Source organism: Hymenobacter ruber, assembly GCF_054783255.1.
Window position 1 is genome coordinate 148,727 of record NZ_BAAGQX010000002.1, and the last position, 25,370, is coordinate 174,096.

The 25,370-nt window shown below is 59.4% G+C and carries 21 protein-coding genes and 1 tRNA gene; 8 read left to right on the forward strand and 14 right to left on the reverse strand.

Annotation, left to right across the window (positions count from 1 at the left end; all coding sequences use genetic code 11):
• The first annotated feature begins 43 nt into the window (after positions 1-43).
• Positions 44-823: an O-methyltransferase gene (locus tag ACYVM5_RS01340; RefSeq protein ID WP_460616380.1), complete on the forward strand. Its 780-nt coding sequence runs from the start codon at positions 44-46 to the stop codon at positions 821-823.
• Positions 824-835: 12 nt separating this feature from the next.
• Here the strand turns inward: ACYVM5_RS01340 and ACYVM5_RS01345 are convergent, their stop codons facing one another.
• From ACYVM5_RS01345 to ACYVM5_RS01360, 4 genes are all read right to left on the reverse strand, one after another.
• Positions 836-1,363, reverse strand: coding sequence for an STM3941 family protein (locus ACYVM5_RS01345; protein WP_460616381.1), 528 nt, complete (start codon positions 1,361-1,363; stop codon positions 836-838).
• Positions 1,364-1,381: 18 nt separating this feature from the next.
• On the reverse strand, positions 1,382-2,242 hold the full coding sequence (gene kdsA / locus ACYVM5_RS01350) for a 3-deoxy-8-phosphooctulonate synthase (protein ID WP_460616382.1): 861 nt from the start codon (positions 2,240-2,242) through the stop codon (positions 1,382-1,384).
• Positions 2,243-2,327: 85 nt separating this feature from the next.
• Positions 2,328-2,564: a hypothetical protein gene (locus ACYVM5_RS01355; RefSeq protein ID WP_460616383.1), complete on the reverse strand. Its 237-nt coding sequence runs from the start codon at positions 2,562-2,564 to the stop codon at positions 2,328-2,330.
• A gap of 25 nt (positions 2,565-2,589) precedes the next feature.
• Positions 2,590-3,213, reverse strand: a complete 624-nt coding sequence (locus ACYVM5_RS01360) for a class I SAM-dependent methyltransferase (protein ID WP_460616384.1) — start codon at positions 3,211-3,213, stop codon at positions 2,590-2,592.
• A 125-nt stretch (positions 3,214-3,338) separates the two neighbouring features.
• Between ACYVM5_RS01360 and ACYVM5_RS01365 the strand changes: the two genes are divergently transcribed.
• The gene (locus ACYVM5_RS01365) at positions 3,339-4,289 is read left to right on the forward strand and encodes a hypothetical protein (RefSeq protein ID WP_460616385.1); all 951 of its coding nucleotides are present in this window, start codon (positions 3,339-3,341) and stop codon (positions 4,287-4,289) included.
• An 83-nt stretch (positions 4,290-4,372) separates the two neighbouring features.
• Here ACYVM5_RS01365 and ACYVM5_RS01370 read toward each other — a convergent pair whose 3' ends face one another.
• From ACYVM5_RS01370 to ACYVM5_RS01390, 5 genes are all read right to left on the reverse strand, one after another.
• The gene (locus ACYVM5_RS01370; protein WP_460616386.1) at positions 4,373-6,043 is read right to left on the reverse strand and encodes a T9SS type A sorting domain-containing protein; all 1,671 of its coding nucleotides are present in this window, start codon (positions 6,041-6,043) and stop codon (positions 4,373-4,375) included.
• Positions 6,044-6,214: 171 nt separating this feature from the next.
• On the reverse strand, positions 6,215-8,851 hold the full coding sequence (cphA, locus tag ACYVM5_RS01375; RefSeq protein ID WP_460616387.1) for a cyanophycin synthetase: 2,637 nt from the start codon (positions 8,849-8,851) through the stop codon (positions 6,215-6,217).
• A gap of 168 nt (positions 8,852-9,019) precedes the next feature.
• Positions 9,020-9,090 (reverse strand) — tRNA-Cys (locus tag ACYVM5_RS01380).
• Positions 9,091-9,207: 117 nt separating this feature from the next.
• Entirely contained in the window at positions 9,208-11,331 is a 2,124-nt protein-coding gene (gene rpsA / locus ACYVM5_RS01385) for a 30S ribosomal protein S1 (protein ID WP_460616388.1), read from the reverse strand.
• A gap of 161 nt (positions 11,332-11,492) precedes the next feature.
• Positions 11,493-11,903: a hypothetical protein gene (locus ACYVM5_RS01390; RefSeq protein ID WP_460616389.1), complete on the reverse strand. Its 411-nt coding sequence runs from the start codon at positions 11,901-11,903 to the stop codon at positions 11,493-11,495.
• Positions 11,904-12,057: 154 nt separating this feature from the next.
• Here ACYVM5_RS01390 and ACYVM5_RS01395 point away from each other — a divergent pair, with 154 nt between their 5' ends.
• On the forward strand, positions 12,058-12,891 hold the full coding sequence (locus ACYVM5_RS01395) for an alpha/beta fold hydrolase (RefSeq protein ID WP_460616390.1): 834 nt from the start codon (positions 12,058-12,060) through the stop codon (positions 12,889-12,891).
• A gap of 103 nt (positions 12,892-12,994) precedes the next feature.
• Here the strand turns inward: ACYVM5_RS01395 and ACYVM5_RS01400 are convergent, their stop codons facing one another.
• The 5 genes from ACYVM5_RS01400 to tsaD form a co-directional block, all read right to left on the reverse strand.
• The gene (locus ACYVM5_RS01400) at positions 12,995-14,062 is read right to left on the reverse strand and encodes a fatty acid desaturase family protein (RefSeq protein ID WP_460616391.1); all 1,068 of its coding nucleotides are present in this window, start codon (positions 14,060-14,062) and stop codon (positions 12,995-12,997) included.
• A gap of 61 nt (positions 14,063-14,123) precedes the next feature.
• Positions 14,124-14,615, reverse strand: coding sequence for an HNH endonuclease (locus ACYVM5_RS01405; protein ID WP_460616392.1), 492 nt, complete (start codon positions 14,613-14,615; stop codon positions 14,124-14,126).
• 299 nt (positions 14,616-14,914) lie between these two features.
• Positions 14,915-15,706, reverse strand: coding sequence for a C40 family peptidase (locus ACYVM5_RS01410; protein ID WP_211531917.1), 792 nt, complete (start codon positions 15,704-15,706; stop codon positions 14,915-14,917).
• Between the two features lie 132 nt (positions 15,707-15,838).
• Positions 15,839-16,297: an SsrA-binding protein gene (smpB, locus tag ACYVM5_RS01415; protein WP_460616393.1), complete on the reverse strand. Its 459-nt coding sequence runs from the start codon at positions 16,295-16,297 to the stop codon at positions 15,839-15,841.
• 99 nt (positions 16,298-16,396) lie between these two features.
• Positions 16,397-17,410 carry a tRNA (adenosine(37)-N6)-threonylcarbamoyltransferase complex transferase subunit TsaD gene (gene tsaD / locus ACYVM5_RS01420; protein ID WP_460616394.1) on the reverse strand — a complete coding sequence of 338 codons (1,014 nt, stop codon included), beginning with the start codon at positions 17,408-17,410 and terminating at the stop codon, positions 16,397-16,399.
• 248 nt (positions 17,411-17,658) lie between these two features.
• On the opposite strand from tsaD, the gene ACYVM5_RS01425 reads away from it, so the two are divergent.
• The 5 genes from ACYVM5_RS01425 to truB all read left to right on the forward strand — a co-directional run bounded on the left by ACYVM5_RS01425 (position 17,659) and on the right by truB (position 25,361).
• Positions 17,659-22,272, forward strand: a complete 4,614-nt coding sequence (locus ACYVM5_RS01425; protein WP_460616396.1) for a translocation/assembly module TamB domain-containing protein — start codon at positions 17,659-17,661, stop codon at positions 22,270-22,272.
• A 41-nt stretch (positions 22,273-22,313) separates the two neighbouring features.
• Positions 22,314-23,213, forward strand: coding sequence for a cell division protein FtsX (locus ACYVM5_RS01430; RefSeq protein ID WP_460616397.1), 900 nt, complete (start codon positions 22,314-22,316; stop codon positions 23,211-23,213).
• A gap of 74 nt (positions 23,214-23,287) precedes the next feature.
• Entirely contained in the window at positions 23,288-23,611 is a 324-nt protein-coding gene (locus ACYVM5_RS01435) for a DUF3098 domain-containing protein (protein ID WP_460616398.1), read from the forward strand.
• A gap of 80 nt (positions 23,612-23,691) precedes the next feature.
• Positions 23,692-24,522 carry an undecaprenyl-diphosphate phosphatase gene (locus tag ACYVM5_RS01440; RefSeq protein ID WP_460616399.1) on the forward strand — a complete coding sequence of 277 codons (831 nt, stop codon included), beginning with the start codon at positions 23,692-23,694 and terminating at the stop codon, positions 24,520-24,522.
• Entirely contained in the window at positions 24,522-25,361 is an 840-nt protein-coding gene (gene truB / locus ACYVM5_RS01445) for a tRNA pseudouridine synthase B (RefSeq protein WP_460616400.1), read from the forward strand. Before ACYVM5_RS01440 ends, truB begins: the two co-directional genes overlap by 1 nt.
• Positions 25,362-25,370 lie beyond the last annotated feature (9 nt).

A 25,370-nucleotide genomic window follows, 5' to 3' on the forward strand; every position in this document is an offset into this window, starting at 1 on the left:
GACGGCGGTGCGACCTTTGCGGCTCGCATTGTTCGTCCGCTTCTTGTTTCAGCTTCTCGCTTACCTCCGCTTCTGGCTTCGTTCGGGCAATGCCCACGGGCTGCACTCGCCGTTTGTGTTCGGCCTCTACACTTCGGCCGTGCGGCACACGGGCTTCTACCGAGCCTACGCGGCTGTGGAGGCGCGGCGCAAGCAACTACTCAACAGCCCGGCCAGCATCAGCGTGACGGATTTGGGGGCGGGTTCGCACACCGGTGCGGGCCGGCAGCGCCGCGTGGCCGACATTGCCCGCACGGCGGCCAAGCCACCGCACCTGGCGCAGCTCCTGTTCCGGCTGGTTAATTACTTCCGGCCGGCCACCATTCTGGAGCTGGGCACTTCCCTGGGACTTACCACGGCCTACCTGGCTGCGGCCGACTCGCGCCACCACGTCACAACCTTCGAGGGCTGCCCCAATGTGGCCGGCATGGCCCGCGAAACTTTTGCGGCCCTCAGTATCAGCAATGTGCGCATCGTGGAGGGCAACATTGACGACACCCTTGCTCCTACCCTGGCGGCCCTACCCGAGCCGGTCGATTTTGCCTTTTTCGACGGCAACCACCGCTACGAGCCGACGCTACGCTATTTCGAGCAGTGCCTGGCCCACCGCACCGATGAATCGGTGTTTGTTTTTGATGATATCCACTGGTCCGAGGAAATGGAACGGGCCTGGGAAGCCATCAAAATCCACCCCGATGTGACGGTGACGGTGGATTTGTTCTACATCGGGCTAGTCTTTTTTCGGAAGAACCAGCCCAAGCAGCATTTTTGGCTGCGGTCGTAGTTCCGGCAGTCGTTACCAATTGGCAATGGTTTTCTGAACCATTGCCGGCCGCTCGGCAGGCGCGGCGCCCCGCATGGCCAGGATGAATTCGGCAAAACGCATGGCATCAACCTGCACGAAGCCCAGTGAGATATTCAATTCCTGAAAGCCCATGCCCTTGCTCAGGCTGGCCAAATTTTGCTTGAATTTGCCTTTGCGGCGGGAAGGCTCAAAGGTCTCATCGACCACCAGGCAAATGAATGGCTGTCCATTCGTCTCGACCAGGTAAAGGTCCCGGATAATTTCCCAGTTGATGAATTCGTGGTGCGTGGTGCGGTCAAACACCCCAAATTCATTTACGATTATCTGCGGGCGACGGTCGAGCAGCTGGAACATGCTAACCGGAATACCGAGACCGAAAAACACAATACTGGGCCAGGCCACCAACCGCGGAGCATCGGCCTGGCCCAGCATAAAGCAGCCCAGCCCGACAAATGCGGCGCAGCCCAGCAGCAATTTCAGGGCTTTCCAACGGGATTTATACAGCCGAAATTCGGTCATGGCCCGACACGTATAGTACTAAGCTTGCAGGCCTTGCGGGTCGATGCCAGGCATTGGGCGCAGGGCATCGCGCACCCGCGTTAGCTTCACCAGCAGCGCTTCGAGCTGGTCGAGCGGCAGCATGTTGGCACCGTCGGACAGGGCCGTGGCGGGCGTGGGGTGGGTTTCGATGAACAGTCCATCGGCTCCCACGGCAATGGCGGCTTTGGCAATGGTTTCGATGAGGGCGGGCTGGCCGCCGGTAACGCCGCTGGCCTGGTTGGGCTGTTGCAGCGAGTGCGTCACGTCCATCACCACAGGCACTTCGAAGCGGCGCATGGTGGGCAGGTTGCGGAAATCGACCACCAGCTCGGAGTAGCCGAAGGAGTTGCCGCGCTCGGTGAGAATAACGTTGGGATTGCCGGCCTGGCGCACCTTGTCCACAGCCCATTTCATGGCCTCCCCGCTCAGGAACTGGCCTTTTTTGATGTTGACGACTTTGCCGGTTTGGGCGGCGGCTACCAGCAAATCGGTCTGCCGACACAGGAAGGCTGGGATTTGCAGCACGTCCACGTACTCCGCCGCCAGTGCGGCTTCGGTCGATTCATGGATGTCCGTCACCGTGGGCACGCCAATTTCACGCCCCACTTTTTGCAGAATGCGCAGCGCCGTTTCGTCGCCGATACCGGTGAACGAGTCCAGCCGCGAGCGGTTGGCCTTGCGATACGAACCCTTGAAGATGTAGGGAATCTGCAGCTTATCCGTCATGTGCTTGATGCGCTCGGCGATGCGCAGGGCCATGTCCTCGCCTTCGATGACGCAGGGGCCGGCCATGAGGAAAAACTGGCCGGAATTGGTGTGGCGGAAGTGCGGGATGGTGTTGGCGAGGGCTTGAAGCATGGGATAGTAGTTAGAAGGGAATGATAAGTATCAGGAACAGGGCTGGTAAGGGCAACAAGCCGGAAACGAGAGTAGCGCCTACTTCTTATTCTGCAAACAAACGCATCAGCCGTGGAGATTTACGGATGAAATATTGAAACACAACCAGTACAATACTGGCTATTGCCAGGGCAGCGTAGGCCGTTATCGTATCGTCGGTGTACAGATGATTTGCGTCCGGCACGTGGTTTCCCGCTGGCTGGACCTGATTTCTTCTCGTCGCCCACAAATAGCCAAAGAACAACGCAGCCAGCGCCTGAGCCACCATAACTGTATTGGCCAAAAATCCGGCAAGCCTTTGCGAAACCTTAAGCATCCAGCCCCACTTTTCTCTTCAAACAAATGAACAGTTCCCGCCCCTGCCGGGGCTTGAGCGAATTGGTAGCGGTTTCGAAATGCCGAAATTCAAAGTACGGCGCGAAATAGGCTTGGTATTCCTCGCGGCTGCCGCCAAATGGCGGCTCCTGCATGGGACCGAAGTCGGTATCGAACAACAGCCCCATAAGCGTGCCGCCGGGCCGCAGCAGGTGGGCGCATTGCCGGGCATAAGCCGGGCGCAGCGCGGGATTGAGGGCGCAGAAAAACGTCTGTTCCACAATTAAATCGTAGGCGAGGTCGTTGGGCAGGGCAAAGAAGTCGGCCAGCAGCAGGTGTTCCCGGGGAAAATCGGGGACGCGGGTGGCCAGGGCATCCAGCGCTTCCGGGGCAATATCGGCCACGAACACCTGCCGGAAACCCAGCTGGTGGAGGTACTCGGCCTCGTAGGCGCGGCCGGCCCCGGGGATGAGGATGCGCGGCTGCGCGGCCACGTCGAGCTGGTCGAAATAGGCGCGCAACGGCGGGGTGATGGTGTGGGCATCCCACCCGTCGCGGCCGGTGGCGTAACGTGCTCGCCAGTAGGCCGCATCGAAGTTCGCAGAAACCGTTTCCATAAGGCCGAAGTATAGAATAAACTTGCCAGGGCAATAAAGTCCCCTATTTTTACGCCCAAAGGTACGCGGCGCACTGCGGCACGGACCTTGATTTTTTTCCGCTTCTCTCGCTTAACTATTCCCGCATGGACCCTAACGAAACCCCCGAACCCCGCTCCAATAACAGCCGCGTCCTCCTCTGGGTAGCCCTCGTGCTGGTCCTCCTGGGTATCAATGGCGTTCTGTTTTACCTCAACCAGCAGAAAGGCCAGCAAAACGAAGTGCTGACCACCGAAGTAAAGGCCAAAGACAGCAAGCTCCAGGAGCAAATCAAGCAATACGAAGCTTTAAAGGCTGATTTTGAGCGCCAAAGCCAGGAGCTGCAAGCTCTGGGCCTGAGCAATGACTCGCTCGAAGCCAAAATCGCCGGCGTGAATGCTGACCTGCTCAAGCTGCGCTCCTTCAAGGCCGGCAGCTTCTCCATCGCCCAGCAAAACCTGTTCAAGCAGCGCGCCCAGAACCTGGAAAGCCAACTGCGTAAGAAAGACGACGACATTGCCCAGCTGAAAAAGGACAACGAGTCGCTCTACACCGAAACCACCACGCTGAAGGAGAAACAGAACAAGCTGTCTGATACCATCAGCACGGTGGTGCGCAGCAACAAAGAGCTGTCGGAGAAAGTATCGGTGGCCTCGCGCCTGCAGGCCGATAACATTCACGTGGCCATCATCACCTCCAAAAACAAGGAGAAGGACGACGACAAGGAGGAATTCAAGGCCAAGCGCGTGGAGAAAATCAAAATCACCGCCAACCTGGCCCGCAACGACGTGTCGCCCAAGGAAACCAAAGCCATCTACCTGCGCATCCTGGAGCCCGATGGCGCGGCCCTCTACAACCTGAGCACCGGCGGCGGCACCTTCACCGTGGACGGCCAGGAGGCTTTCTACACCCAGAAACAAGACGTAGTGTACGACAACACCAAGCAGAAGCTGGAATTCGTGTACGCCAAAGGAGCCGAGTACAAGAAGGGCCTGCACACGGTAGAACTCTACGAAAGCGGCCAGCTAATGGGCAAAACGACCTTCACATTGAAATAGCCTGAACGTTTAGTTAGCAGTGTACAAAAAAAGCCGCTCCAACGAGCGGCTTTTTTTGTACACTGCTAACTAAAGTAGCTTCCCTACTCCACCGCCAGGCGCTGAGCCGGGCCAGCCCCGCGTAGCAAGTAGAGGCCGGCGGGCAGCCCTTCCAGGTCGAGTGTAGCCTCGGGGCTGACCGGGGCGGGGTAGCAGCGCACGGCCTGGCCCAGCGCATCGGTGAGGGTGAGGGGCGCGGGGGCGGTGCCGGCAGGCAGGCGCAGGGTGGCCGCGCCGTGGGTGGGATTGGGGAAGAGCTGCGTGGGGGCCAGCGTGCGGCCGGGGGTGGTGGCCGTCAGGGTGGGGTCGGTGAGGGCGGCGAGGAAGCCGAGATAAGTGGAGTTCGGGTTGGAGAAGGTGAGAGTGCCAAAGCCCGCTATGGGGCTGCGGACACCTCCAACCATGTAAACGCTGGTACCGCTCATGGCCAGTGCGTTGGCTCCATCGTCGTAAAGACCACCCGCCCTATAAGCCCAAGAGAAGTCGCCCGTGCTGCCTGCGTCGTCGATTTTAGCCAAGAACACGTCGGAAGTGCCGTTAGCGCCCGCACAAGCCAGGGCGGTGGAAGCAAAATTTGCTGTAGGGCTATTAAAACTCCCAGCCACGTACACGCTGTTGCTGCTCACAACTAGCGCCCTAGCTTGGTCTGTGGAACTGCCACCAGCCCCTCGCGCCCATACAAAGCCGCCCGTGGTGCCCGCATCTGTGAGCTTAGCCACAAACACATCGGACGAGCCCGCATTGTCTGAATTGGTTAAGGTGGCAGCACCGAATCCCGCCGTGGAACCGGCGAAAGAACCGGCCACGTACACACTGGGGCCGCTCACCGCCAGCGCGTAGGCAAAATCATCGCCCGGGCCGCCGGCCCGTTGCACCCACGCGAAATTGCTTGTGCTGCCGGTATCGATGAGCTTGGCCACGAACACGTCGTACGCGCCCACACTGACCAGCGTAGTAGCACCGAAACTTGCTGTGGAGCCGGTGTAACCGGCCATGTATACATTGGTGCCGCTCACGGCCAGCGCCGCAGCACCGTCGAAACCTGGGCCGCCGGCCTGTTGCGCCCACACAAAGCTGGCCGTGCTGCCCGTATCCGTCAACCTAGCCACGAACGCATCGGCAAAACCCGTACTGGTATTGGTCAGGGTAATGGAGTCGAAACCCATCGTGGGGCCTGTAAAACTCCCCGCCACGTATACGCTGGTGCCGCTCACTGCCAGTGCCCTCGCTTGGTCGTTGCCAGCAATGCCGCCAGCCTGTTGCGCCCACGCAAAGCTGCTTGTGGTGCCCGCATCGGTAAGCTTGGCCACAAACACATCGGATGAACCTGTATTACCGGAATTGGCCAATGTGGCCGCACCAAATACCGCTGTGGAACCGGTAAAAGACCCGGCTATGTACACATTGATACCGCTTACCGTCAGCGCGTAAGCTAAATCATCGCCCGTGCCACCAGCTCTTTGTGCCCACACGAACTGGTTGGTGTTGGGGTTAAACTTGGCTACAAAAACGTCATAGCCTCCGAGGCTGGTGAGCGAGGTATTGCCCAGCACTACCGTATTCATAAAAGTCCCGGCCAGAAATACATTACCAGCCGCATCAACGGCAGTAGCCGATACTGTCGAGTAAGTGTTTGTGGCCGCCGTAGCCGTGGCCACCGCCCGCGCCGACTGCCAGGCCGGAGCCTGAGCCGTCACCGGCAGGCGCAAGGCCAAGAGGAAAAGGACCAGTAGTATGCGAACCAGCGCCGCAGGAAGACAGAAAGAGTAAAATTTAGGCATTGAGGAAAGGAAGTAGCGCAACACGCTGATTATGGGATAATACAAAAATAGGGTGTGGGAAAAAGTCCCCACACCCTATTTTTCAATGAGCAGTAGTCCTAGCCCCTAGCCCGCCGCGCTCGTCTTTTCGAACTCGTCCAGCTTGGCGATAGTGGCCGAGATATTCTCCGCGAACATGGTGATGACTGCGCCTTGCGGGGCCGTTTTCAGGACGTGGTCGATGGCGTCGGACTCCTTTTCGATGTAGGTGATTTTCAGGTCGGGCTTATCAAGGCGCAGGCCGCGCTCCATGATTTCCTTGAGGAACTCGGCCGACTTGCCGCGCAGGTCGCGGTCCTGACGCAGGATGACTTCGTCGAAAATGCGGCCCGCGATGCGGGCGAAGCCCAGCGTGTCCTCGTCGCGGCGGTCGCCGAGGCCCGACACGATGCCGATTTTGCGAGTGGCCGGCGTGGCCTCCATGAACTCAGCAAACTTGGTAATGCCCGCCGTGTTGTGGGCGTAGTCCACCACCACGGCGAATTTGGGGAATTTGTAAACGTTCATGCGGCCCGGCGTTTTCGTGGCCGAGGGCACGAAGGTGCGGAAGGCGGTTTTGATGTCGTCGCTCTCAAAGCCAGCCAGGTAGCCGGCCAGCCCCGCCGCCAGGCAGTTCTCGATGTTGAAGCCCGCGCGGCCCTCAAACGTCACCGGAAACTCGGCAGCCCGGTCGATGCGCAGCTTGTAGCTGTTGCGGTAAATGGTGACGTAGCCTTCCTCGTACACCGCCGCCACGCCGCCGGCCTCCACATGCTCCAGAATGCGCGGGTTCTTTTCATCCATGCTGAACAGCGCCACGCGGCAGTCTACGGTGCGGGCCATGGCATACACCAAGTCGTCGTCGGCATTGAGGACGGCCCAGCCATTTTTGCGCACCGTGCGGGGCAGCACGCCTTTCACGGCCGCCATTTCCTCCACCGTGTAGATGTCGCGCATGCCGAGGTGGTCGGCCGCCACGTTGGTCACCACCGCAATGTCACAGTTATGAAAGCCCAGGCCCGAGCGCAGCATGCCGCCGCGCGCGGTTTCGAGCACGGCGTAGTTCACGGTCGGGTCTTTCAGCACGAACTCGGCGCTTTGGCCGCCGGTGCAGTCGCCCTTTTGCAGCTGCACGCCTTGTATGTAGATGCCGTCGGTGGTGGTAAAGCCCACTTTGTAGCCCTTGCTGGCCACTAGGTGCGCAATAAGGCGCGTGGTGGTCGTCTTGCCGTTGGTGCCCGTCACGGCGATAATCGGAATGCGGGCCGTGCTACCACGCGGGAAGAGCATGTCCACCACGGGCGCGGCCACGTTGCGCGGCAGGCCCTCGGCGGGCGAAATGTGCATCCGGAAGCCCGGCGCGGCATTCACCTCAATCACGGCACCTCGGCTTTCATTCAGCGGCACGGCAATATCCATGGCCATCAGGTCAATTCCGCAGATATCAAGGCCCACGATGCCGGCCACGCGCTCAGCCAGCAGCACATTGTAGGGGTGCATCTGGTCGGTCACGTCGGTGGCAGTGCCGCCGGTGCTGATGTTGGCCGTGCTTTTCAGGTAGATTTCCTCGCCGGCCGGCAGCACCGATTTCAGGCTGAGCTTGCGGGCTTTGAGAATGTCCAGCGTGTGCTTGTCGGCCTTGATGCTGGTGAGCACCTTTTCGTGGCCGATGCCCCGGCGCGGGTCCTTATTCACCTCATCAATCAGCTTCTGAATGCTGCTTTTACCGTCGCCCGTCACAGCGGCTGGGGTGCGCTTAGCGGCGGCAATGAGCTTGCCATTCACCACCAGCAGGCGGAAATCGAAGCCCTCGATAAACTGCTCCACAATCACGGCCCGCGAGTACACCTGCGCGGCTTTCAGGCCCTCGGCAGCATCCTTCCAGTTCATGATGCGAATGGTGGCGCCCTTGCCGTGGTTGCCGTCGAGCGGCTTGGTCACGATGGGGAAGCCCAGCTCGTCAATGGCATCGCGCAGGCCCGCTTCCGAATACACGGTGGTGCCGCGCGGCACGGGCACGCCCGCGTCATTGAGCATGGCCTTGGTGCGGTTCTTATTGCCGGCCACTTCCACGCCCGCGTGCGAGGTCAGGCTGGTGGTAGTGGCCCAGATGCGGCGCTGGTTCACGCCGTAGCCCAGCTGGATAATGCTGCTATTCTTGAGCTGGATGTAAGGAATATTACGCGAAGCAGCCTCGGCCACAATGCTATACGTACTCGGCCCGAAGAATTCGTCTTCCCGAATTTCGTGCAGCTCGGTGATGATGGGCTTCAAGTCCACCTTTTCCTTTTTGCACACGGCTTCCACGATTTCCACGGCCGCTTCGGCGGCGCGGCGGCCGGCCCGCTCCTCCTGGTAGGCGAATACCACGTACTCCACCCCTTCTTCGTGCGCCGGGTAGCTTTTGCCCCAATACACCGGCATGGCGGCCTGCCGCTGCAATTCCAGCGCCACGTGCTGGATAACGTAGCCCAGCGGCTCGCCGTCGTTCAACGCTTCCAGGGTCAGGGGCTGGTGCTTGGCGGCCTGCTTGCCGCTCATGCCGCCCGGCTGCACGGTTTCAATATTCGGAAACAGCTTCATCAACCGCCCGGCAAAGCCCGGCACGGCATTCGACCACTGGCCGGCAAACTCCTGCAAATCAACTTTGGCAACAATGAGTTTGTGGTGTTTTACAGACCAATAGCTCGGCCCGCGCATGGTGCGGAGGTCAACAATCTTCATAAGGGGATGGGTGGTAAAAGACGAGGTTCAGGCGCAAGTACGGCCAATGGCCCAGCTTGGCTACGAAATGTAGGCATAATGCGCTCAAAACCCGCCGCGCGGCCCGCTGCACACGAAAAAAGCCCCATCGGCCGGGTGGCAAATGGGGCTTTTCGCAACAATAATCAGAGGTGACGGGCGGATTCGAACCGCCGTAGGAGGTTTTGCAGACCTCTACCTAGCCACTCGGTCACGTCACCAGTAGTGGTCTTTTGGGAGCGCAAAGGTAGGCAGCCAGTTTGGCCCGGGCAAGGTTTTGGCACAAAAAAAGCCCCGGCACGAATGCCGGGGCTCCTTTCTGCAACTAGGCTAGGCGGTTAGGCTTTGGCTTCGTCGTCTTTTTTGTCGGCAGCGTCGTCACCGGCAACCAGGCCTTTGGCCTTGTCCACCAGGTCGCCGGCTACTTCCGAAGCTTTGTGGAAAGCCTCCGAGTGCGTCACGGCATCAACAGCGTCCGAAGCGGCGTGCTTCACCGTGTCGATAGCAGCAGCGGCAGCACCCGTGATGCTGGCCAGCAGGCCACCTTCTTCAGCAGCGGGAGCAGCTTCGGCGGCGGGAGCAGCCTCAGCTTTCGGAGCGGCTTCGGCCTTGGGAGCCTTGGCAGCGGCGGCGAGCTTCTGCTCACCAGCCTTACGCTCGTTGCCCATCATCTGGTCGCGCAGGGCGCTCAGCGCGTCGAGGTCACCAAGGGTCGACTTCTCTTCCGTTTTCTTCAAGTCGCTGATTTTGCCTTCGCCCTGGGGTTCGCCAGCTTTAGCGTTGGTTTTCTTCTTGAACTTGTTGTTGCGGCTGTCGTCTTCAGCGGCGGCTTCCTTGTTGAATACAGCCGTGTGCGAGAGCACGATGCGGCGGTCATCCTTCGAGAACTCCGTTACGCGGAAGTCGAGCGACTCACCGTTTTCAGCGGTCGTGCCATCTTCTTTCACCAGCGACTTGGGGTAAGCGAAGCCCTCGATGCCGTAAGGCAATTCGAGAACAGCGCCACGCTCCGACTTCTCGGTGATGGTAGCCTTGTGAACCGAGCCGGGGGTGAACACCGTCTGGAAGGTATCCCAGGGGTTTTCTTCCAGTTGCTTGTGACCCAGGGCCAGGCGACGAGCGCCGAGGTCCAGTTCCAGAACAACTACGTCCAGCTTGTCGCCCACCTTCACCATTTCCGATGGGTGCTTGATTTTCTTGGTCCAGCTCAGGTCGGAAACGTGCACGAGGCCGTCCACACCTTCTTCCAGTTCAACGAACAGGCCGAAGTTGGTCAGGTTGCGCACGAGGCCGCTGTGCTTGGTGCCCACGGCGTACTTGTCGGCGAAATCGCCACGGGTCCACGGGTCTTCGGTCAGTTGCTTGATGCCGAGGCTCATCTTGCGGTCTTCGCGGTCGAGCGTCAGAATCTGCGCTTCTACCGTGTCGCCCTGCTTGATGAAGTCCTGCGGGTTGCGCAGGTGCTGGCTCCAGCTCATTTCCGAAACGTGGATGAGGCCTTCCACACCGGGTACCACTTCCATGAAAGCGCCGTAGTCGGCCACGTTCACGATGCGGCCCGATACTTTGGAGCCCGGCTGCAGGTCGGCCGGCAGCGAATCCCACGGGTGGGGCGTCAGCTGCTTCAAGCCCAGCGAAATACGCTTCTTGGCTTCGTCGAAGTCCAGTACCACGATGTTCAGCTTCTGGTCCAGGGTCAGCACTTCGCTCGGGTGAGCGATGCGGCCCCACGAGATGTCCGTGATGTGCAGCAGACCGTCGACACCGCCGAGGTCGATGAACACGCCGAAGTTGGTCATGTTCTTGATGTTGCCTTCCAGAATCTGACCTTTCTCCAGGTTGTTCAGGATAGCCTCACGCTGCTTCTCGAGGTCTTTCTCGATGAGTACTTTGTGCGAAACCACCACGTTGTCGAAAGCGGAGTTGATTTTCACAACTTTCACTTCCATGCGACGGCCAACATAAATGTCGAAGTCGCGGATGGGCTTCACGTCGATTTGCGAGCCGGGCAGGAAGGCTTCTACGCCGTCGAGCTCCATGATGAGGCCGCCTTTGGTACGACGCTTCACTACACCTTCGAGGATGGTATCCAGCTCGAGGGCATCGTAAATAGCCTTCCAGGCCTGCTTGATTTTAGCTTTCTTACGGCTCAGGATGAGCTGGCCGTTGATGTCTTCCTGGTCTTCGATGAACACCTCCACCTCGTCACCGATTTTCAGGTCGGGCAGGTCGCGGAATTCGGTAATGGACACCAGACCATCTGATTTGAAGCCGATGTTCAGGATTACGTCGCGGTCGGTGATGCCAACTACGGTACCCTTCACTACTTCTTCTTCCTGTACGGTTGTCAGCGTGTCGCCGTACATTTTCTCCATCTCAGCGCGCTGGTCCGAAGAATAGTTACCGCCGAAGCCAGTGGCTCCAACGTTGTCCCAATCAAAATCATCAATCAATTCTGCCATAATAGCTTTTGGGTACCTCTTAGATAAACGAGAAGGCCGGTGCCCGGGCCAATTCGCGGTTCTTATTGAACACCTTGCCGTTGTGCAGCAAGGCCCGCCACCCTGGCGGGGCCGCAAAGGTACGGGTTTTCAGGCGGTTTTGCTAGTTGAATTTGGTTACGCTACTCGCGCGGCCACACTCGTTCGAGCGGAAGGCCCAACTGCCATTCTACATAGTCCTGTGGTGGGGTATCAATGTCAATAATGTGTTCGGCTCGAAATGGAACCTCGGCCCCAAAGCATAGATAAACGTTGTCTTCGAATTCAGAGCAGGCCGGCTGATTATCAAGCACGCCGATAAATTCATCGCCAATCTTTTCGCTTACCAACACCCACATTCTTTCACCGCTGATTTCCAATTCACCATTCTCGTTTTCTACTTCAATATCGAATATCAGACGAACGGCCTGCCCCCGCTCTACATTTTGACGTTCGGCCAGTGGTGGAATCCAGAAATCTTCCGGGCTTTTCAGATGGGATGCTTCAGCCGAGCGCAGTTCCCAGAAGTCAGTCTTGATGGTTGGGAATCTCATTCTTTGATTTGAGTAGGTCGTTTCTTGACAAAGGACGCCTATGTGTCAATTCGTACGTATCGAGAGCCACAATCTTAACACCACGCCGCCAAACCCCGCACAATGCCACGCCCGTAAGGAGAATGTATCAATTCATCCAAAACTCCTTTACCTCATGGCTTACATCAAAGCAGGCAACGACACGGCTGGCAATCCAATCAATATTTTCTATGAAGACTGGGGCCAGGGTGCGCCGGTAGTGCTTATCCACGGCTGGCCGCTCGACCATACCATGTGGGAGCATCAGGCGGTGGCGCTGGCCAAGGCCGGCAAGCGCGTGATTGCCTACGACCGGCGCGGGTTCGGCCGCTCGTCGCGCCCGTGGGGCGGCTATGATTACGACACGCTGGCTTCGGACCTGAATGCACTGCTGACCGAATTGAACCTGACCGGCGTGACGCTGGTGGGCTTCTCGATGGGCGGTGGCGAAATTGCCCGCTACATCGGCAACTACGGACAGGCGCGGGTAGCCCGCGTGGCCTTCGTAAGCGCCGTGACGCCCTACATGCTGCAAACCGGCGACAACCCCGACGGCGTGCCGCAAAAGGTGTTCGACCAGATGCACGACGGCATTAAGAAAGACCGGTTTGCCTTCTTGGAAGGCTTTGCCAAAGATTTCTACGGCCAGAGCCTCATCAGCCACCCGGTGAGCCAGGCGGTGCTGAACTGGAACCAGACCGTGACCACGCTGGCCGCCCCCAACGCGACGGACGACTGCGTGACCTCGTTCTCAGGCACCGACTTCCGTGACGACTTGAAAAAAATAACCGTGCCCACGCTGGTGATTCACGGCGACAAGGACCAGACCGTGCCGTTCCCGGTGAGCGGCGATCGCACGGCCAAAATGGTGGCTGGCGCGGAGTTAAAGGTGTACGAAGGTGCACCGCACGGCCTTTTCTTCACTGAGAAGGACAAACTAACGGCTGACCTGCTAGCCTTTATTGGTTAGTATAAGGCTTTCAAAAGCGCGAAAAAGGCCCCGACGCAATTGTATCGGGGCCTTTTTTTGTGCTTCTGTTGTCGTTCAATGACGAGACGCAAATATTGCGTCTCTACGCTGCGCGGCCCATCTGACGGAGGAAGCCGACGTGCGAGGCAATGGCAGTGCGGGTGCGGGCGTAGTTGTTGTACGTTACATCGAACTCGCTGCATACCTGCTGCACAATTTTGCTGATGGCGGGGTAGTGCACGTGCGATATTTTCGGGAACAGGTGATGCTCAATCTGGAAGTTGAGGCCGCCTACCAGCCAGCTAACCAATTTGTTATCGGTAGCAAAGTTGGCGGTGGTGCGTACCTGATGGATGGCCCACTCGTCTTCGAGCTTATGGGTGACGGAGCAAGGCACGGGGAAAGCGGCGTCCTCTACGGTGTGGGCCAGTTGGAACACCATGCTCAACACGAGGCCGGCTACGGCGGTGCTCAGCATAAAGCCGGCGAACCACGGCAGGAAGCCGACCATGTAGATGGGCAGGGCTACGTAGAGCAAGAGGTTCAGCACTTTAAAGCCCCAGAAACTGACGTGCTCGCCGGTGTTCATTGGCTTGAGACCGATGGCGCCAATTTGGCGGGAGAAGTATTTCTGGTAGTCCATGGCAAAAATCCAGGACGTGTAGAGCATGCAGTAAAGCGCCCAGAAGTAGAAGTGCTGGTAGCGGTGCAGCGGGTGCTTGGGCTGGTCAGGCGTCATGCGCATCCAGGGCTGGATGTTGATGTCGTCGTCGTGGCCCTCAATGTTGGTATAGGTATGGTGGATAAGGTTGTGCTTGGAGTTCCACATATAGGGACTGCCACCAAGCACGCCCAGCGTGTAGGCCGCCAGCTTGTTGACCCAGGCGAAGCGCGAGAAGCTGCCGTGGGCACCGTCGTGCATCACGTTGAAGCCAATGGCGGCGATGACGCAGCCCAGCAGCGCGCATTCGAGCAGAGCCCAGCCCCAGGCCGGCGTGAAAAACACCAGATGCACGTAGAGGGCAGCCATCAGGCTCACCAATATCACCCCCTTGAAAATGAGGCTAAAGTCACCTGTCATTCGCTGCCCCGATTCCTCGAAATAGTGATTTATACGGGTTTTGAGCTCGGTATGAAACGAGCGAGTTGCAGCGAACTTGGGGAGGGCCATGGGCAAGATAAGGGGGGAATGAATGTCAAAGGTACCCCTTCCTAACCCTATACGGCTGAACTTAATTCAGGTACGCGTGCCAGTTCTGGTCGATGGTGCCCGCCGAGAGGCGGAGGAAGCCCGCGAGGGTAGGCTTTTTGGGCTGTTGACGAATGACCAAACCCGCTTCATTGGGCGTGTGGTGGCCTTTTGCGTGGTTGCAGCGGGCACAGGCCGTGAGCAGGTTGGTCCACGAAGATTCTCCGCCGCGCGAGCGGGGCACAACGTGGTCGAGCGTGAGATTCTTGGTCGAGCCGCAGTATTGGCACTCGAAATGGTCACGCTTAAAGATATTGTGGCGGCTCAGGGCAATGCCTTTGTAGGGCACGCGCACATAGCGCTGCAAGCGGATGATGCTCGGCTTGGGGTAGGCTTGCGAAATCGTTCGGAGGGTGCCGTCGGACTTAGCTACCATCTCAGCTTTGTCGAGAAACAGGAGCACAAACGCCTTCTGCACGCTGCACAGGGTGATGGCGGTATAGTCGCCATTCAGCACTAACACTTTTTGGTCCATACACGCATTTGGGCTCGGATAACCCGCCGAAAGCTAGCGGTTTCTGAGCAGATAAACAAGCGTGATGGGGTTAAGTTCAGCCCGCCGGTCATTGCGAGTGAAGCGCAGCGGAACGCGGCAATCCGTCCTACTAGAATGCGACAAACCTCGTGATGTGACAAAGCCTTTTTCACCAACAGAAAGCCCCGGCACTGCGCAGGGCCGGGGCTTTCTGGTATAAGAAAATGTCTGGTTTTGACAGGACGGATTGCCGCGTTCCGCTGCGCTTCACTCGCAATGACCGGCGGCCTCCTCCCCTTCTACTCTGGCAACAGGCGCTTTATCAGGCGTAGTTTGTGGCTGTAGCGCTGCCGGTCGCGGTTGTAGATGCCGTTGTGGTCGAGCGGGTCGAGGCGGACTTCGCCGTGGGCGTGCAGAATCTGGCCCTCGTCCATGACCATGCCCACGTGCACGATGCGGCCTTCGGCATTGTCGAAGAAGGCGAGGTCGCCGAATTTGGCCTGGGCCACGAAATGGACGGGGCGGCCGTGGTCAATCTGCTGGCGGGCATCGCGCGGGAGCTGGATGCCGACCAGGCCGTAGAGCTGCTGGCACAGGCCGGAGCAGTCGAGGCCGAAGATGCTTTTGCCGCCCCACACGTAGGGCGCTTTCAGGTGCAGCAGACCCACTTTGCGCAGCAGCAGGGCTTGGCGGGCCGCGTCGGGCGGGGCAGTGGGATTGGTGGCAGTGCCGTTGTAGAAGTAGTCGCGCTCGCCGATGCGCACATTCATGCCATCAAAGAATGGCAGGCGGCAGCCGAGGGTGAGCGGTATTTTGGTGGTGGCATCGCTCACGGCCTGCACCACGTCGAGGGCGCGTGGGTGGTCCTGGGCGCGCCAGGCGGCGTAATACTCGGGCGTAACGGGTGTGTGCTGCTTGAAATCAATCCAGCCCACGTAGTCGTCGGCAGCGAGTTGGACCTGCAGCCAGCTTTCCTGCTTCACCAGAATGTGGTAGCACTCGCCGAAAAGCAGTTGGGTAACGAGTTCGGCCCGGTCGTTGGGCTCGGCGCGGACGGGGACGGCGCTCAGCGCGCAGATGCCGGGATTCAAAATAATGTGAGAATGTGGGTGATGTGGAAATGTGAAATTAATTTCTGTTCACGCTTTCACAGACTGCAAAGATGCTACTGCTGCCTCAAATGAATCTCTTCAATTATCACATTTCCACATTCTTCATATTTATCACATTCTCTCCATGTCGCGCTTCTGGGCTTTTTCCTTGAGGTCGTTGCGCTTGTCGTAGAGCTTTTTGCCCTGGGCGAGGGCGATTTCGATTTTGGCGAAGCCACGGTCAGTCACGAACAAGCGCAGGGGAATGATGGTGAGGCCCTGGTCCACGCTTTTGCCGGCCAACTGCTTGATCTCGCGCTTGTTGAGCAGGAGCTTGCGGGCGCGCATGGCGTCGTGGTTATTGTAAGTACCCAGGGAATAAGGCGCGATGCGGATGCTGTGAATCCAGAGGTCGCCGCGCTGGTCGAAGGTGCAATAGCCGTCGGTGAGGTTGACGTTGCCTTCGCGGATGCTTTTTATTTCGGTGCCCTGCAGCATCACGCCCGCGTCGTACTTGGCCAGGAAGGTGTATTCGTGGCTGGCGCGGCGGTTTTTGATGTTGATGATGACAGGTTTAGCTTCTTTGGACATGTTGGTAATAAATTGTAGCACCTTACGTAAGCGGGTGCTTTGTTCTGGCGGCACGAGCTAAAGCAGGTGCTACACCGCGAACGGGGCGCGAAGCTACGCCTACGTGAGCTTCAGGCGCGGGTTGGGGCTGGTGAGCTGGTCGGCAAATTCGCCGGCTTCGTATTGGAAATGCGCGGTCATAGCCACCATGGCGGCGTTATCGGTGCAAAACTGAAATTCCGGAATGAACACCTGCCAGCCCTGGGCTACGGCTTCGACCTCCAGCGCGGTGCGCAGGCCGGAGTTGGCGGCCACGCCGCCGGCCAGCGCCACTTGGGTAAGGCCGGTATCGGCGGCGGCGCGGCGGAGCTGGCGCAGCAGCGTGGCCACAATGGTGTGCTGGATGCTGGCGCAGAGGTCGGGCAGGTTTTCCTGCACGAAATCGGGGTTGGCGGCCGCTTCCTTTTTCAGGAAATACATCACCGAGGTTTTCAGGCCGCTGAAAGAGAAATCGTAGCCTGGCATGGCCCCCACCGGGAAGGCAAAGCGTTGCGGATTGCCCTGGCGGGCCAGCTTATCCAGGTGCGGGCCGCCGGGGTACGGCAGGCCGAGGAGTTTGGCGGTTTTGTCGAAGGCTTCGCCGGCGGCGTCGTCGATGGTCTGGCCGATGACGTCCATTTCCAGGGCCGACTTCACCACCACCAGCTGCGTATGGCCGCCACTCACGGTGAGGCAGAGAAAGGGAAATTCGGGCTTGGGGTCGCGCAGGAAATGGGCCAGAATGTGGGCGCGCATGTGGTTCACGGCCAGCAGCGGCTTGTCGAGGGCCAGGGCTAACGTTTTGGCGAACATGCCGCCTACTAATAAGGAGCCGAGCAGGCCCGGGCCCTGGGTCACGGCCACGGCGTCGAGGTCGGCTTTGGTGAGGCCGGCTTCGCGGAGGGCGGCCGTGACGACGGGCAGCAGGTGCTGCTGGTGGGCGCGCGAGGCCAGCTCGGGCACCACGCCGCCGTATTGCTCGTGGACTTTCTGGGTGGCCACAACGTTGCTCAGCAGCTGGCCGCCGGCCAGGACGGCCGCGCCGGTGTCGTCGCACGACGACTCGATGGCGAGGATGATGGGATGGTCAGGCATGAATAAAGTTCGGAGTAGCTGATGACGAAAACGGGCGCGACGCGGCAAAAAACCAACCGCCCCGGTGCAGCTGGTCGGGGTAGCGCGCCCGCAAAGTTCGGCCGAAGGAGTTGAACCCCGACCGGGCATTGGCCGTTCCCTTGGCGTGATAGTTGTCTTTTAGCCGACCTTCGGTTGTCTTCAACGACTAAAAAACCGCAACTTTGCGGATTAATCCGCGATTCTCGCATTCACATCTCTCTGGTCCGGTGCGTCGTTTCTTCGCCATTCTGCTAAAAATACTGCTGGGCCTCGTGCTGCTGGTGGTATTGGCCGTGGTGGGGGCGTTGGTGGCGCTGCGCATTCCGAGCGTGCAAACCCGCATTGCGCACGAGGCGGCCGACGTGCTGACGAAGAAGCTGGGCCAGCAGGTCACCATCGGCTCAGTAGATATCCGGCCGTTTTCGCGGGTGCTGCTCGATGCGGTGAGCGTGAAGGACCGGCGCGGTGGCGAGTTGTTCAGCATTGGGCGGGCCGACGCGGACATTGCGCTGTTTTCGGTGTTTGACCCGCGCCACCTGCACATTGCCACGCTCACGCTGAATGAGCCGCGGTTTGAGCTGAAGAACCTGCCCGGCCAGCCCGATTCGACCACCTTCAGCCAGTTCATGGCTTCGGTGAAACGGCTGATTGGGCCATCGAAGGACACCACCAAGTCGGCTCCGTTCGATTTTCAGATAGCCGCCGTGGCGCTGCGCAATGGCCATTTCGCCATTGAAAAAGGCGACGTGCCCCACGCCAAAACCTACGGCCAGAGCATCGACTACGACCATCTTTTGGTCGATAGCATCTACGCCGATATCTCCAAAATCCGGCTCGAAGACACGCTGCGCATGCGCATCAGCCAGTTGCACGCCGTAGAAACGCCCTCGCGAACGCCGCTCCGCGAAATCACGGCGGACATGACTTACGGGCCGCACTTTTGGGAGTTTAAGGATTTGAGCCTGCGCGTGGGCCGCAGCCAAATCAAGGATTATGTGCGGTTTGAGTTCCGGGTGTTCAGCAATTTCACTGACTATAACGACTCGATGAAGACCATTGCGCGGCTGCGCAATTCGAAAGTCTATTCGGATGACATTGCCAAGTTTGCCCCGCAACTGAGCGAAATGCACGAGTCGGTGGCCATTTCGGGCGATGCCTCGGGCTACGTGCGCGACTTCAAGGTGAACGACCTGGACGTGCGCTACGGTAGCGGCACCCACATTGTGGCCAAGCGCGCCCACGCCGACGGCCTGCCCAACTACAAGGAGAGCTTCATCGACCTGCGCCTGCTGCCGTCGGTGGTGGTGGCCGGCGACCTGAAACACTGGCTACCGGCGGCGGCCAATAAGTTTGTGCAGAAGCTGGGCACCGTGAAGCTGCAGGGCCAGATGCTGGGTTTTTATGATGACTTCGTAGCCAACGCCTCCTTCGACACAGCGCTGGGCTTTGTGGCCACGGACGTAAACCTCAAGACCAAAACCGACCTCACGCATGCTACTTACGAGGGCACGGTGCGGTCCAACGCCTTCCAGCTCGGCAAGTTTCTGGACGACGAAAGCATTATCAGGGACGTGACGCTGAACGGCCACGTGGCGGGCACGGGCTTTTTGCCGGCCTTTGCGCAGGGCAAGGCCAAGCTCACGGTGCCGGCCATCTGGCTCAATGGCTACCGCTACCACAACATCGCGTTTGATGGCGACTTCCGGCCGCTGCATTTCAACGGCCACGCGAGCGTGAACGACCCGGCCGTGCGCCTGGTAGCCGACGGCCACATCGACCTGGAGCGCAAGCACGAAAATGTGGATGTCAAGACCAAAATTGACTACGCCAACCTGCGCACGCTGGGCTTGCTGAGCCAGCCGCTGACCGTGAGCACCACGGCCGACGTGCATTTCAAGGGCGTGCAGCTCGATTCGCTCATCGGCTATGCTTACCTGCGCCACTCACGCTTCACCTTGGAAGGCCGCAAGCTCAACCTCGACACACTGGACGTGGTGAGCACCCGCAACCGCCTCAACCAGCGTCGGGTAACGCTGCGCTCCGAAGCGCTGAACGCCAGCCTGGCCGGCACCTTCAACACCTCCGATGTGGTGCGCGACGTGCAGACGCTCATCACCGAGTACCGGCTCAACTTTGAGAGCAACCCCACGGCCACGGCCGAATACTACCGCCGCAAGCGCCAGCGCACGCTACCGGTGTACCAGGTTGATTTGCTGCTGAATCTGAAAAAGGCCAACCCGGTGCTGACGCTGTTTGTGCCCGATTTGCGGGTGGCCGACGGCAGCCGCATCGACGGCTCGTTCCGGAACGGGGCCACGTCGATTTTCCAGCTTGGCGGCCACCTCGACAGCCTACGCTACGGCCCGGTGCGTACGGTGAACGACAACTTCGACTTCCTCACCTCGAAGCTGCCTTACAAGCCCGATATCCTGGCCCAGGCCAGCATCACGAGCGACCGGCAGGTACTGCCGGGGCTGGGTCGCACCGAAAAGTTCATTGTAGAAGGCGTGTGGGACCAGCAGCGCATCAACTTCTCGACCTCGCTGGCCCAGACGGGTACCACCAATAAGGCCACCATCAACGGCTCGCTGGGCTTTTTGGCCCGGGCGGTGGAAGTGATTTTTCGAAAGTCCGATGTGCACCTGCTGGATAAGGACTGGACCATTGCGGAGAATAACTCGGTCAAGATTTCGAACTACGGCAAGGAATTCGACATCAAAAACCTGACGTTCAGCAACGGGGAGCAGTTTGTGGGCGCGCAGGGATTTATCTCGCCCGATGCCAGCCAGCCGCCGTTGCAGCTGCAAATCAAGGATTTCGAGCTGGCCACGCTCAAAAGCCTGACCGGCCAGAACCTCTCGGGCCGCGTAAATGCCCAGGGCACCGTGAGCGGCGTGTACGGCCCGCTGGCCATCAGCAGCACGCTGGGCGTGGACTCGCTGAAGTATGACGGCACGCTGATTGGCCAGGTGGCCGGGCGCGGCGACTGGGACAATGCCGCCGGCAAGCTGCGCGTGAATATGGACGTGGCCCGCGCCGGCCAGTCGGTGCTGACGGTGCTGGGCGACATCGCCCCGAAAGACCAGACCAACCAGTTCAACCTCACCGGTACGCTCAACGATGCGCCCATTGTGCTGGCGCAACCGTTTCTGGGGTCATTGTTCAAGAACCTGGGCGGCACCGGGCGGGGCGAGCTGCGCCTCACGGGCCTGTTTGACGCGCCCAACCTACTCGGCTACGTGGACGTGACCAATGGCCGCCTCACCTTCGGCTACCTGGGCACGACCTACACGTTTGCAGACCGCATCAGCTTCACCAACAAATCGATAGAGTTTCGCAACATCAAGCTGCGCGACGTGCTGGGCAACACCGGCACCGTAGACGGCATCGTGACGCACCACGGCTTCAAGGACATGAGCCTCGACATTGCGGCCAACTTCCGCAAGATGCAGGTGCTCAACACCACGCGCAAGGACAACGAGTTGTATTTCGGTACGGCCTACGCCACCGGCACCGCCCGCGTAACCGGTCCCACCGACGACCTAGACGTGACCGTGCGGGCCAGCAGCGAGGCCGGCACCCGCGTGAGCCTGCCTCTCGATAACGCCGCCAAAGCGGAGAAGGCCGGCTACATTAAGTTCGTGAACAACAACCCAGTGGGTGATACCGTCATCACGAAAAAGGCTGTGGCAATAGCCGCGCAGGACAAAGTGGATTTGTCGGGCATCAAGCTCAACATGAACCTGACCATCACGCCGGAGGCTTACGTGGAGATTTTGCTCGACGAAAGCACGGGCGATGTGATTCGCGGCTCGGCGGCTGGGCAGTTGCGCATGGCCATCGATACGCGCGGCGAATTCAATATGTACGGGCAGGTGGAGATTGTGCGGGGCGCTTACAACTTCACGCTGCAAGGGCTGATTAATAAGGAGTTTGTAGTACGCCCTGGCGGCATCATTTCCTGGAACGGCGACCCGCTGGCCGGCGAGATGAACGTGACGGCGACTTACACGCAGCGCACCTCGCTGGCCCCGGTGCTGGGCTCGGGCTCGTCGGGCAGCGTGGCCGTGGTGCCCGTGACGGCCGTGATGAACCTGACCGGGCCGCTGCTGCTGCCGGCCATCAAGCTCAACCTGGAATTCAACGACACGCCGGGCACGCTGCAAGGCGATTTGGCCGCCTTCACCACCTCGCTGCGCAACGATGAACAGGAGCTCAACCGCCAAGTTTTCAGCCTGCTGGTATTTAAGCAACTTTCGCCACCGGGCTCGTTTGGCAACACCATTTCCATTCGGGGGCAGGACAATACCGCCTTCAAAAGCCTGGGCCAGGTGCTGAGTACCCAGCTTGGCCTGCTCACCTCGCAAATCGACCAGAACCTGGAAATCGATTTTAATATCAACGGCATCACTGCCGAGCAGCTGCAGGCCCTGCAAGTGCGCCTCAGCTATTCGTTCCTGAACGGGCGTTTGCGTGTGACGCGGGAAGGCGGCTTCACCAGCAACTCCAACCTCGTGAATAGCACCACCGGCTCTACTGTGCCCGTAGGCTCTGGCAACACCGCCGGCCAGGCCTCCCTGCTCGGCGACCTCAGCCTAGAATACTACCTGCGGGCCGATGGCAAGTTCCGGGCAAAGCTGCGCTACGAAACCACCCCGCGCGACCTGGAAACCATCAACCAGCCCCGGGCGGGTCTGTCGCTGCTACACACCGAGCAGTTCAACACTTTTGGCGAGCTGTTCACGCGCAAAAATCCCAAGAAGAAGGAGCGCAACACCCAGAAGGCCCGCGAAGGCAAGGAGGTGATGACCGTGGACGACGACCCGCGCACGAATCTATAGAACGTTCTTTTTCCTTGTCCCTTCCGTTACCTTTGCCGGATATGGCTGCCCCAACCACTTCCCATTCGCGCAAGAAAAAGCTCGGCTCCTACCCTACTTTGCTCGTGGTGTTCAGCATTACGCTGGCCTTGGTGGTGATTGGTTTGTTTGGCCTGCTGCTGGTGCATGCCCAAAAGCTGAGCGACGTGGTGCGCGAAAACCTGGAGGTGCAGGTGTACCTCGACCGCGACCTGCCCGAAACGGAGCTGCTGCGCCTGCAGCAAGACCTGGGCCAGCAGCCCTTCGTGGCCGAGCGCAACGGCAAGCCCCAAATCCGCTTTGTAAGCAAGGAAGAAGGCGCCCGCCAGCTGCTGCAAAGCACCGGCGAGGATTTCCGCCAGTTCCTCGGCGACAACCCGCTGCGCGATGCTTACGTGCTCAAAATCAAGCCCGAATTCACTGACACCACACACTTGGGCCAGCTCAACCGCAGCATTTCGGCCCAGCGCGGCGTGTTTGAGGTGCAGTACCCGCAGGATTTGTTCGCCAGCATCAACAACAACCTGACGCGGGTGAGCCTCGTGCTGTTGGGTTTCGCAGCAGTGCTGGTGCTGGTGGTGGTCATCCTGATTAATAATACGATTAAGCTGGCGCTGTTCTCGCAGCGGTTTCTCATCCGGTCCATGCAACTGGTGGGCGCGACGCGGCTCTTTATCCAGCAGCCGTTTTTGCGGCGGGCTACGTGGCAGGGCCTGGCCAGTGGCCTACTGGCCGCCCTGATTCTGGTGGCGCTGCTGCAATACGCCTACCTCGAAGTAGAGCCGCTGCGCCTGTTGCGCGACGACCTGCGCCTCGGCCTGCTACTGCTCGGCGTCATCGTGCTGGGCGTGGTTATCGGCTTTTTCAGCTCGGCCCGCGCCGTGCATAAGTACCTCAAAATGTCGCTCGACGACTTGTATTAACATCTTCAGAACGTTGTGTTTCGACTCCGCTCAGCATGACTTTCTAACCGACAACGAATAACTGACAACCCTATATGCAACCCACCAAACCCGCCTTCCGCTTCGCCTTTGGTCCCCGCAACTACCGCCTGATGTGGGCGGGCCTGGCCCTGCTGGCCGCTGGCTTCATCACCATGATGTTTGGAGATAAGGCCAACTACGGCGAAGATTTCGTGGGCATCACGCTCGGGCCGTTGCTGCTCATCGCCGGGTTTATTGTGGAATTTACGGCCATCATGGTGCGCGATAAATCGGTGGTAGCAGTGGGTGACGCTCCCGCAGTTACGCCGGCTTTCACCACGGAGGCCCCCGTTGTGGCTGCCCCTACTGCCGCCCCGGCTTATAAGCGCCCTTATTAGCGGTTCACGATTGATAGCTAAGGGCAATATCCTTAATCATCAATCATTAACCACTAATAACTAACCGTTAACCACTACCAATGACCTATTGGCACGCGCTGCTCCTCGCCATTGTGGAGGGCATTACCGAGTTTTTGCCCGTTTCCAGCACCGGGCACATGATTATTGCTTCGGCCCTGCTGGGCATTCCGCCCACGCCGTTCTTCAAGCTTTATCTGGTGGTTATTCAGTTGGGCGCCATTCTGTCGGTGTTTGTGGTGTACTACAAGCGCTTTTTCCAGAGTATTGACTTCTATTTGAAACTATTAGTGGCTTTCCTGCCCATTGTGCTGGTGGGGCTGCTGTTCAAAAAACACATCGACGCGCTGCTCGAATCGGTGACCACCGTGGCCGTGATGCTCGTCATTGGCGGCGTGGTGCTGCTGTTCATCGACCGCTGGTTTCCGCAGGAAGACCCGCAGGAAGGTGGCCACCCCGTCACCAATCCCAGCTTCAAGGAAGCCCTGATTATCGGCCTGTTCCAGTGTCTGGCCGTGGTGCCGGGCACCAGTCGCTCGGCAGCCACCATCATCGGCGGCCTCACCCAGAAGCTCACGCGCAAGGCGGCCGCCGAGTTTGCCTTTTTCCTAGCCATGCCCACCATGGCGGCGGCAGCGGTAAAAGACATTTACGATTATTACAAGGATGCCAAAGCGCAGGGCGTGGACGTGGCACAACTGTTTTCGGGTACCGAACTAAAGATGCTGGCGCTGGGCAACGTGGTGGCATTTGTGGTGGCGCTGCTGGCCATCCGGCTGTTCGTGGGCTTTGTGGCCCGGTATGGCTTTCGGGCCTTTGGTGTCTACCGCATCATTGCGGGCGGTATTTTGTTGATTATGTTGGCGTTGAAGCTGCCCTTAAATCTGGTATAATGACGAAAAATCTGGCCGATTTCGACTTTGAAACCGGGGAAGTCCTGCTCCTCGACAAACCCCTGACGTGGACTTCCTTCGATGTGGTGCGCAAGGTGAAGAACACGCTGCGCATCAAGAAAATCGGTCACGCCGGCACCCTCGACCCCTTGGCTACCGGCCTGCTCATCCTCTGCACCGGCAAGAAAACCAAGGAAATCGACCAGATTCAGGCCCAGGAAAAGGAATATACCGGCACCTTCCGCCTCGGCGAAACCACGCCCAGCTTCGACCTGGAAACGGCCGTGGACATGGCCCGCCCCTACGCTCACCTCACCAACGAGCAGATAACGGCCGCCACCGCCCAGTTCACTGGCGTTATCCAGCAGACGCCGCCCATTTTCTCGGCTGTGAAAATCGACGGCAAGCGCGCCTACGAACTGGCCCGCACCGGCCAGGAGGCTGAGATAAAGGCCAAAACGGTTGAAATCAAGACCTTCGAAATCACGCGCATTGCGCTGCCCGAAGTTGATTTCCGGGTGGTGTGCTCCAAAGGCACCTACATCCGCAGCCTGGCCCGCGACCTGGGCGTGGCCCTGGGCTGCGGCGCCCACCTCACGCGCCTGGTGCGTACCCGCATCGGCGAGTTTCGGGTGGAAGATGCTTTTACGCTTGATGCCATTCAGGCGCTTCGCCCGCCCCGGCCCGAGGGCGAAGCCCCCGCCCGCCCGCGCCACGAACGGCCCAATACGGCCCCCAACCGCGCTGGCCTGCAGTATTTTGCCGCGCTCCAGGCCGATGCGCTGGCGGCCAAGCAACACCAAGCCCACGAGGGAGCTTCCGAAGCCAGCCCGGAGTAGCCCCGCTGG

What these genes read in the sequence shown, in the direction of transcription:
- ACYVM5_RS01345 (WP_460616381.1), bottom strand. Translation starts at nt 1,363, where the DNA reads ATGACCGAATTTCGGCTGTATAAATCCCGTTGGAAAGCCCTGAAATTG.
- kdsA (WP_460616382.1), bottom strand. Translation starts at nt 2,242, where the DNA reads ATGCTTCAAGCCCTCGCCAACACCATCCCGCACTTCCGCCACACCAAT.
- ACYVM5_RS01360 (WP_460616384.1), bottom strand. Translation starts at nt 3,213, where the DNA reads ATGGAAACGGTTTCTGCGAACTTCGATGCGGCCTACTGGCGAGCACGT.
- ACYVM5_RS01365 (WP_460616385.1), top strand. Translation starts at nt 3,339, where the DNA reads ATGGACCCTAACGAAACCCCCGAACCCCGCTCCAATAACAGCCGCGTC.
- cphA (WP_460616387.1), bottom strand. Translation starts at nt 8,851, where the DNA reads ATGAAGATTGTTGACCTCCGCACCATGCGCGGGCCGAGCTATTGGTCT.
- rpsA (WP_460616388.1), bottom strand. Translation starts at nt 11,331, where the DNA reads ATGGCAGAATTGATTGATGATTTTGATTGGGACAACGTTGGAGCCACT.
- ACYVM5_RS01390 (WP_460616389.1), bottom strand. Translation starts at nt 11,903, where the DNA reads ATGAGATTCCCAACCATCAAGACTGACTTCTGGGAACTGCGCTCGGCT.
- ACYVM5_RS01395 (WP_460616390.1), top strand. Translation starts at nt 12,058, where the DNA reads ATGGCTTACATCAAAGCAGGCAACGACACGGCTGGCAATCCAATCAAT.
- ACYVM5_RS01400 (WP_460616391.1), bottom strand. Translation starts at nt 14,062, where the DNA reads ATGGCCCTCCCCAAGTTCGCTGCAACTCGCTCGTTTCATACCGAGCTC.
- ACYVM5_RS01405 (WP_460616392.1), bottom strand. Translation starts at nt 14,615, where the DNA reads ATGGACCAAAAAGTGTTAGTGCTGAATGGCGACTATACCGCCATCACC.
- smpB (WP_460616393.1), bottom strand. Translation starts at nt 16,297, where the DNA reads ATGTCCAAAGAAGCTAAACCTGTCATCATCAACATCAAAAACCGCCGC.
- tsaD (WP_460616394.1), bottom strand. Translation starts at nt 17,410, where the DNA reads ATGCCTGACCATCCCATCATCCTCGCCATCGAGTCGTCGTGCGACGAC.
- ACYVM5_RS01430 (WP_460616397.1), top strand. Translation starts at nt 22,314, where the DNA reads ATGGCTGCCCCAACCACTTCCCATTCGCGCAAGAAAAAGCTCGGCTCC.
- ACYVM5_RS01435 (WP_460616398.1), top strand. Translation starts at nt 23,288, where the DNA reads ATGCAACCCACCAAACCCGCCTTCCGCTTCGCCTTTGGTCCCCGCAAC.
- ACYVM5_RS01440 (WP_460616399.1), top strand. Translation starts at nt 23,692, where the DNA reads ATGACCTATTGGCACGCGCTGCTCCTCGCCATTGTGGAGGGCATTACC.
- truB (WP_460616400.1), top strand. Translation starts at nt 24,522, where the DNA reads ATGACGAAAAATCTGGCCGATTTCGACTTTGAAACCGGGGAAGTCCTG.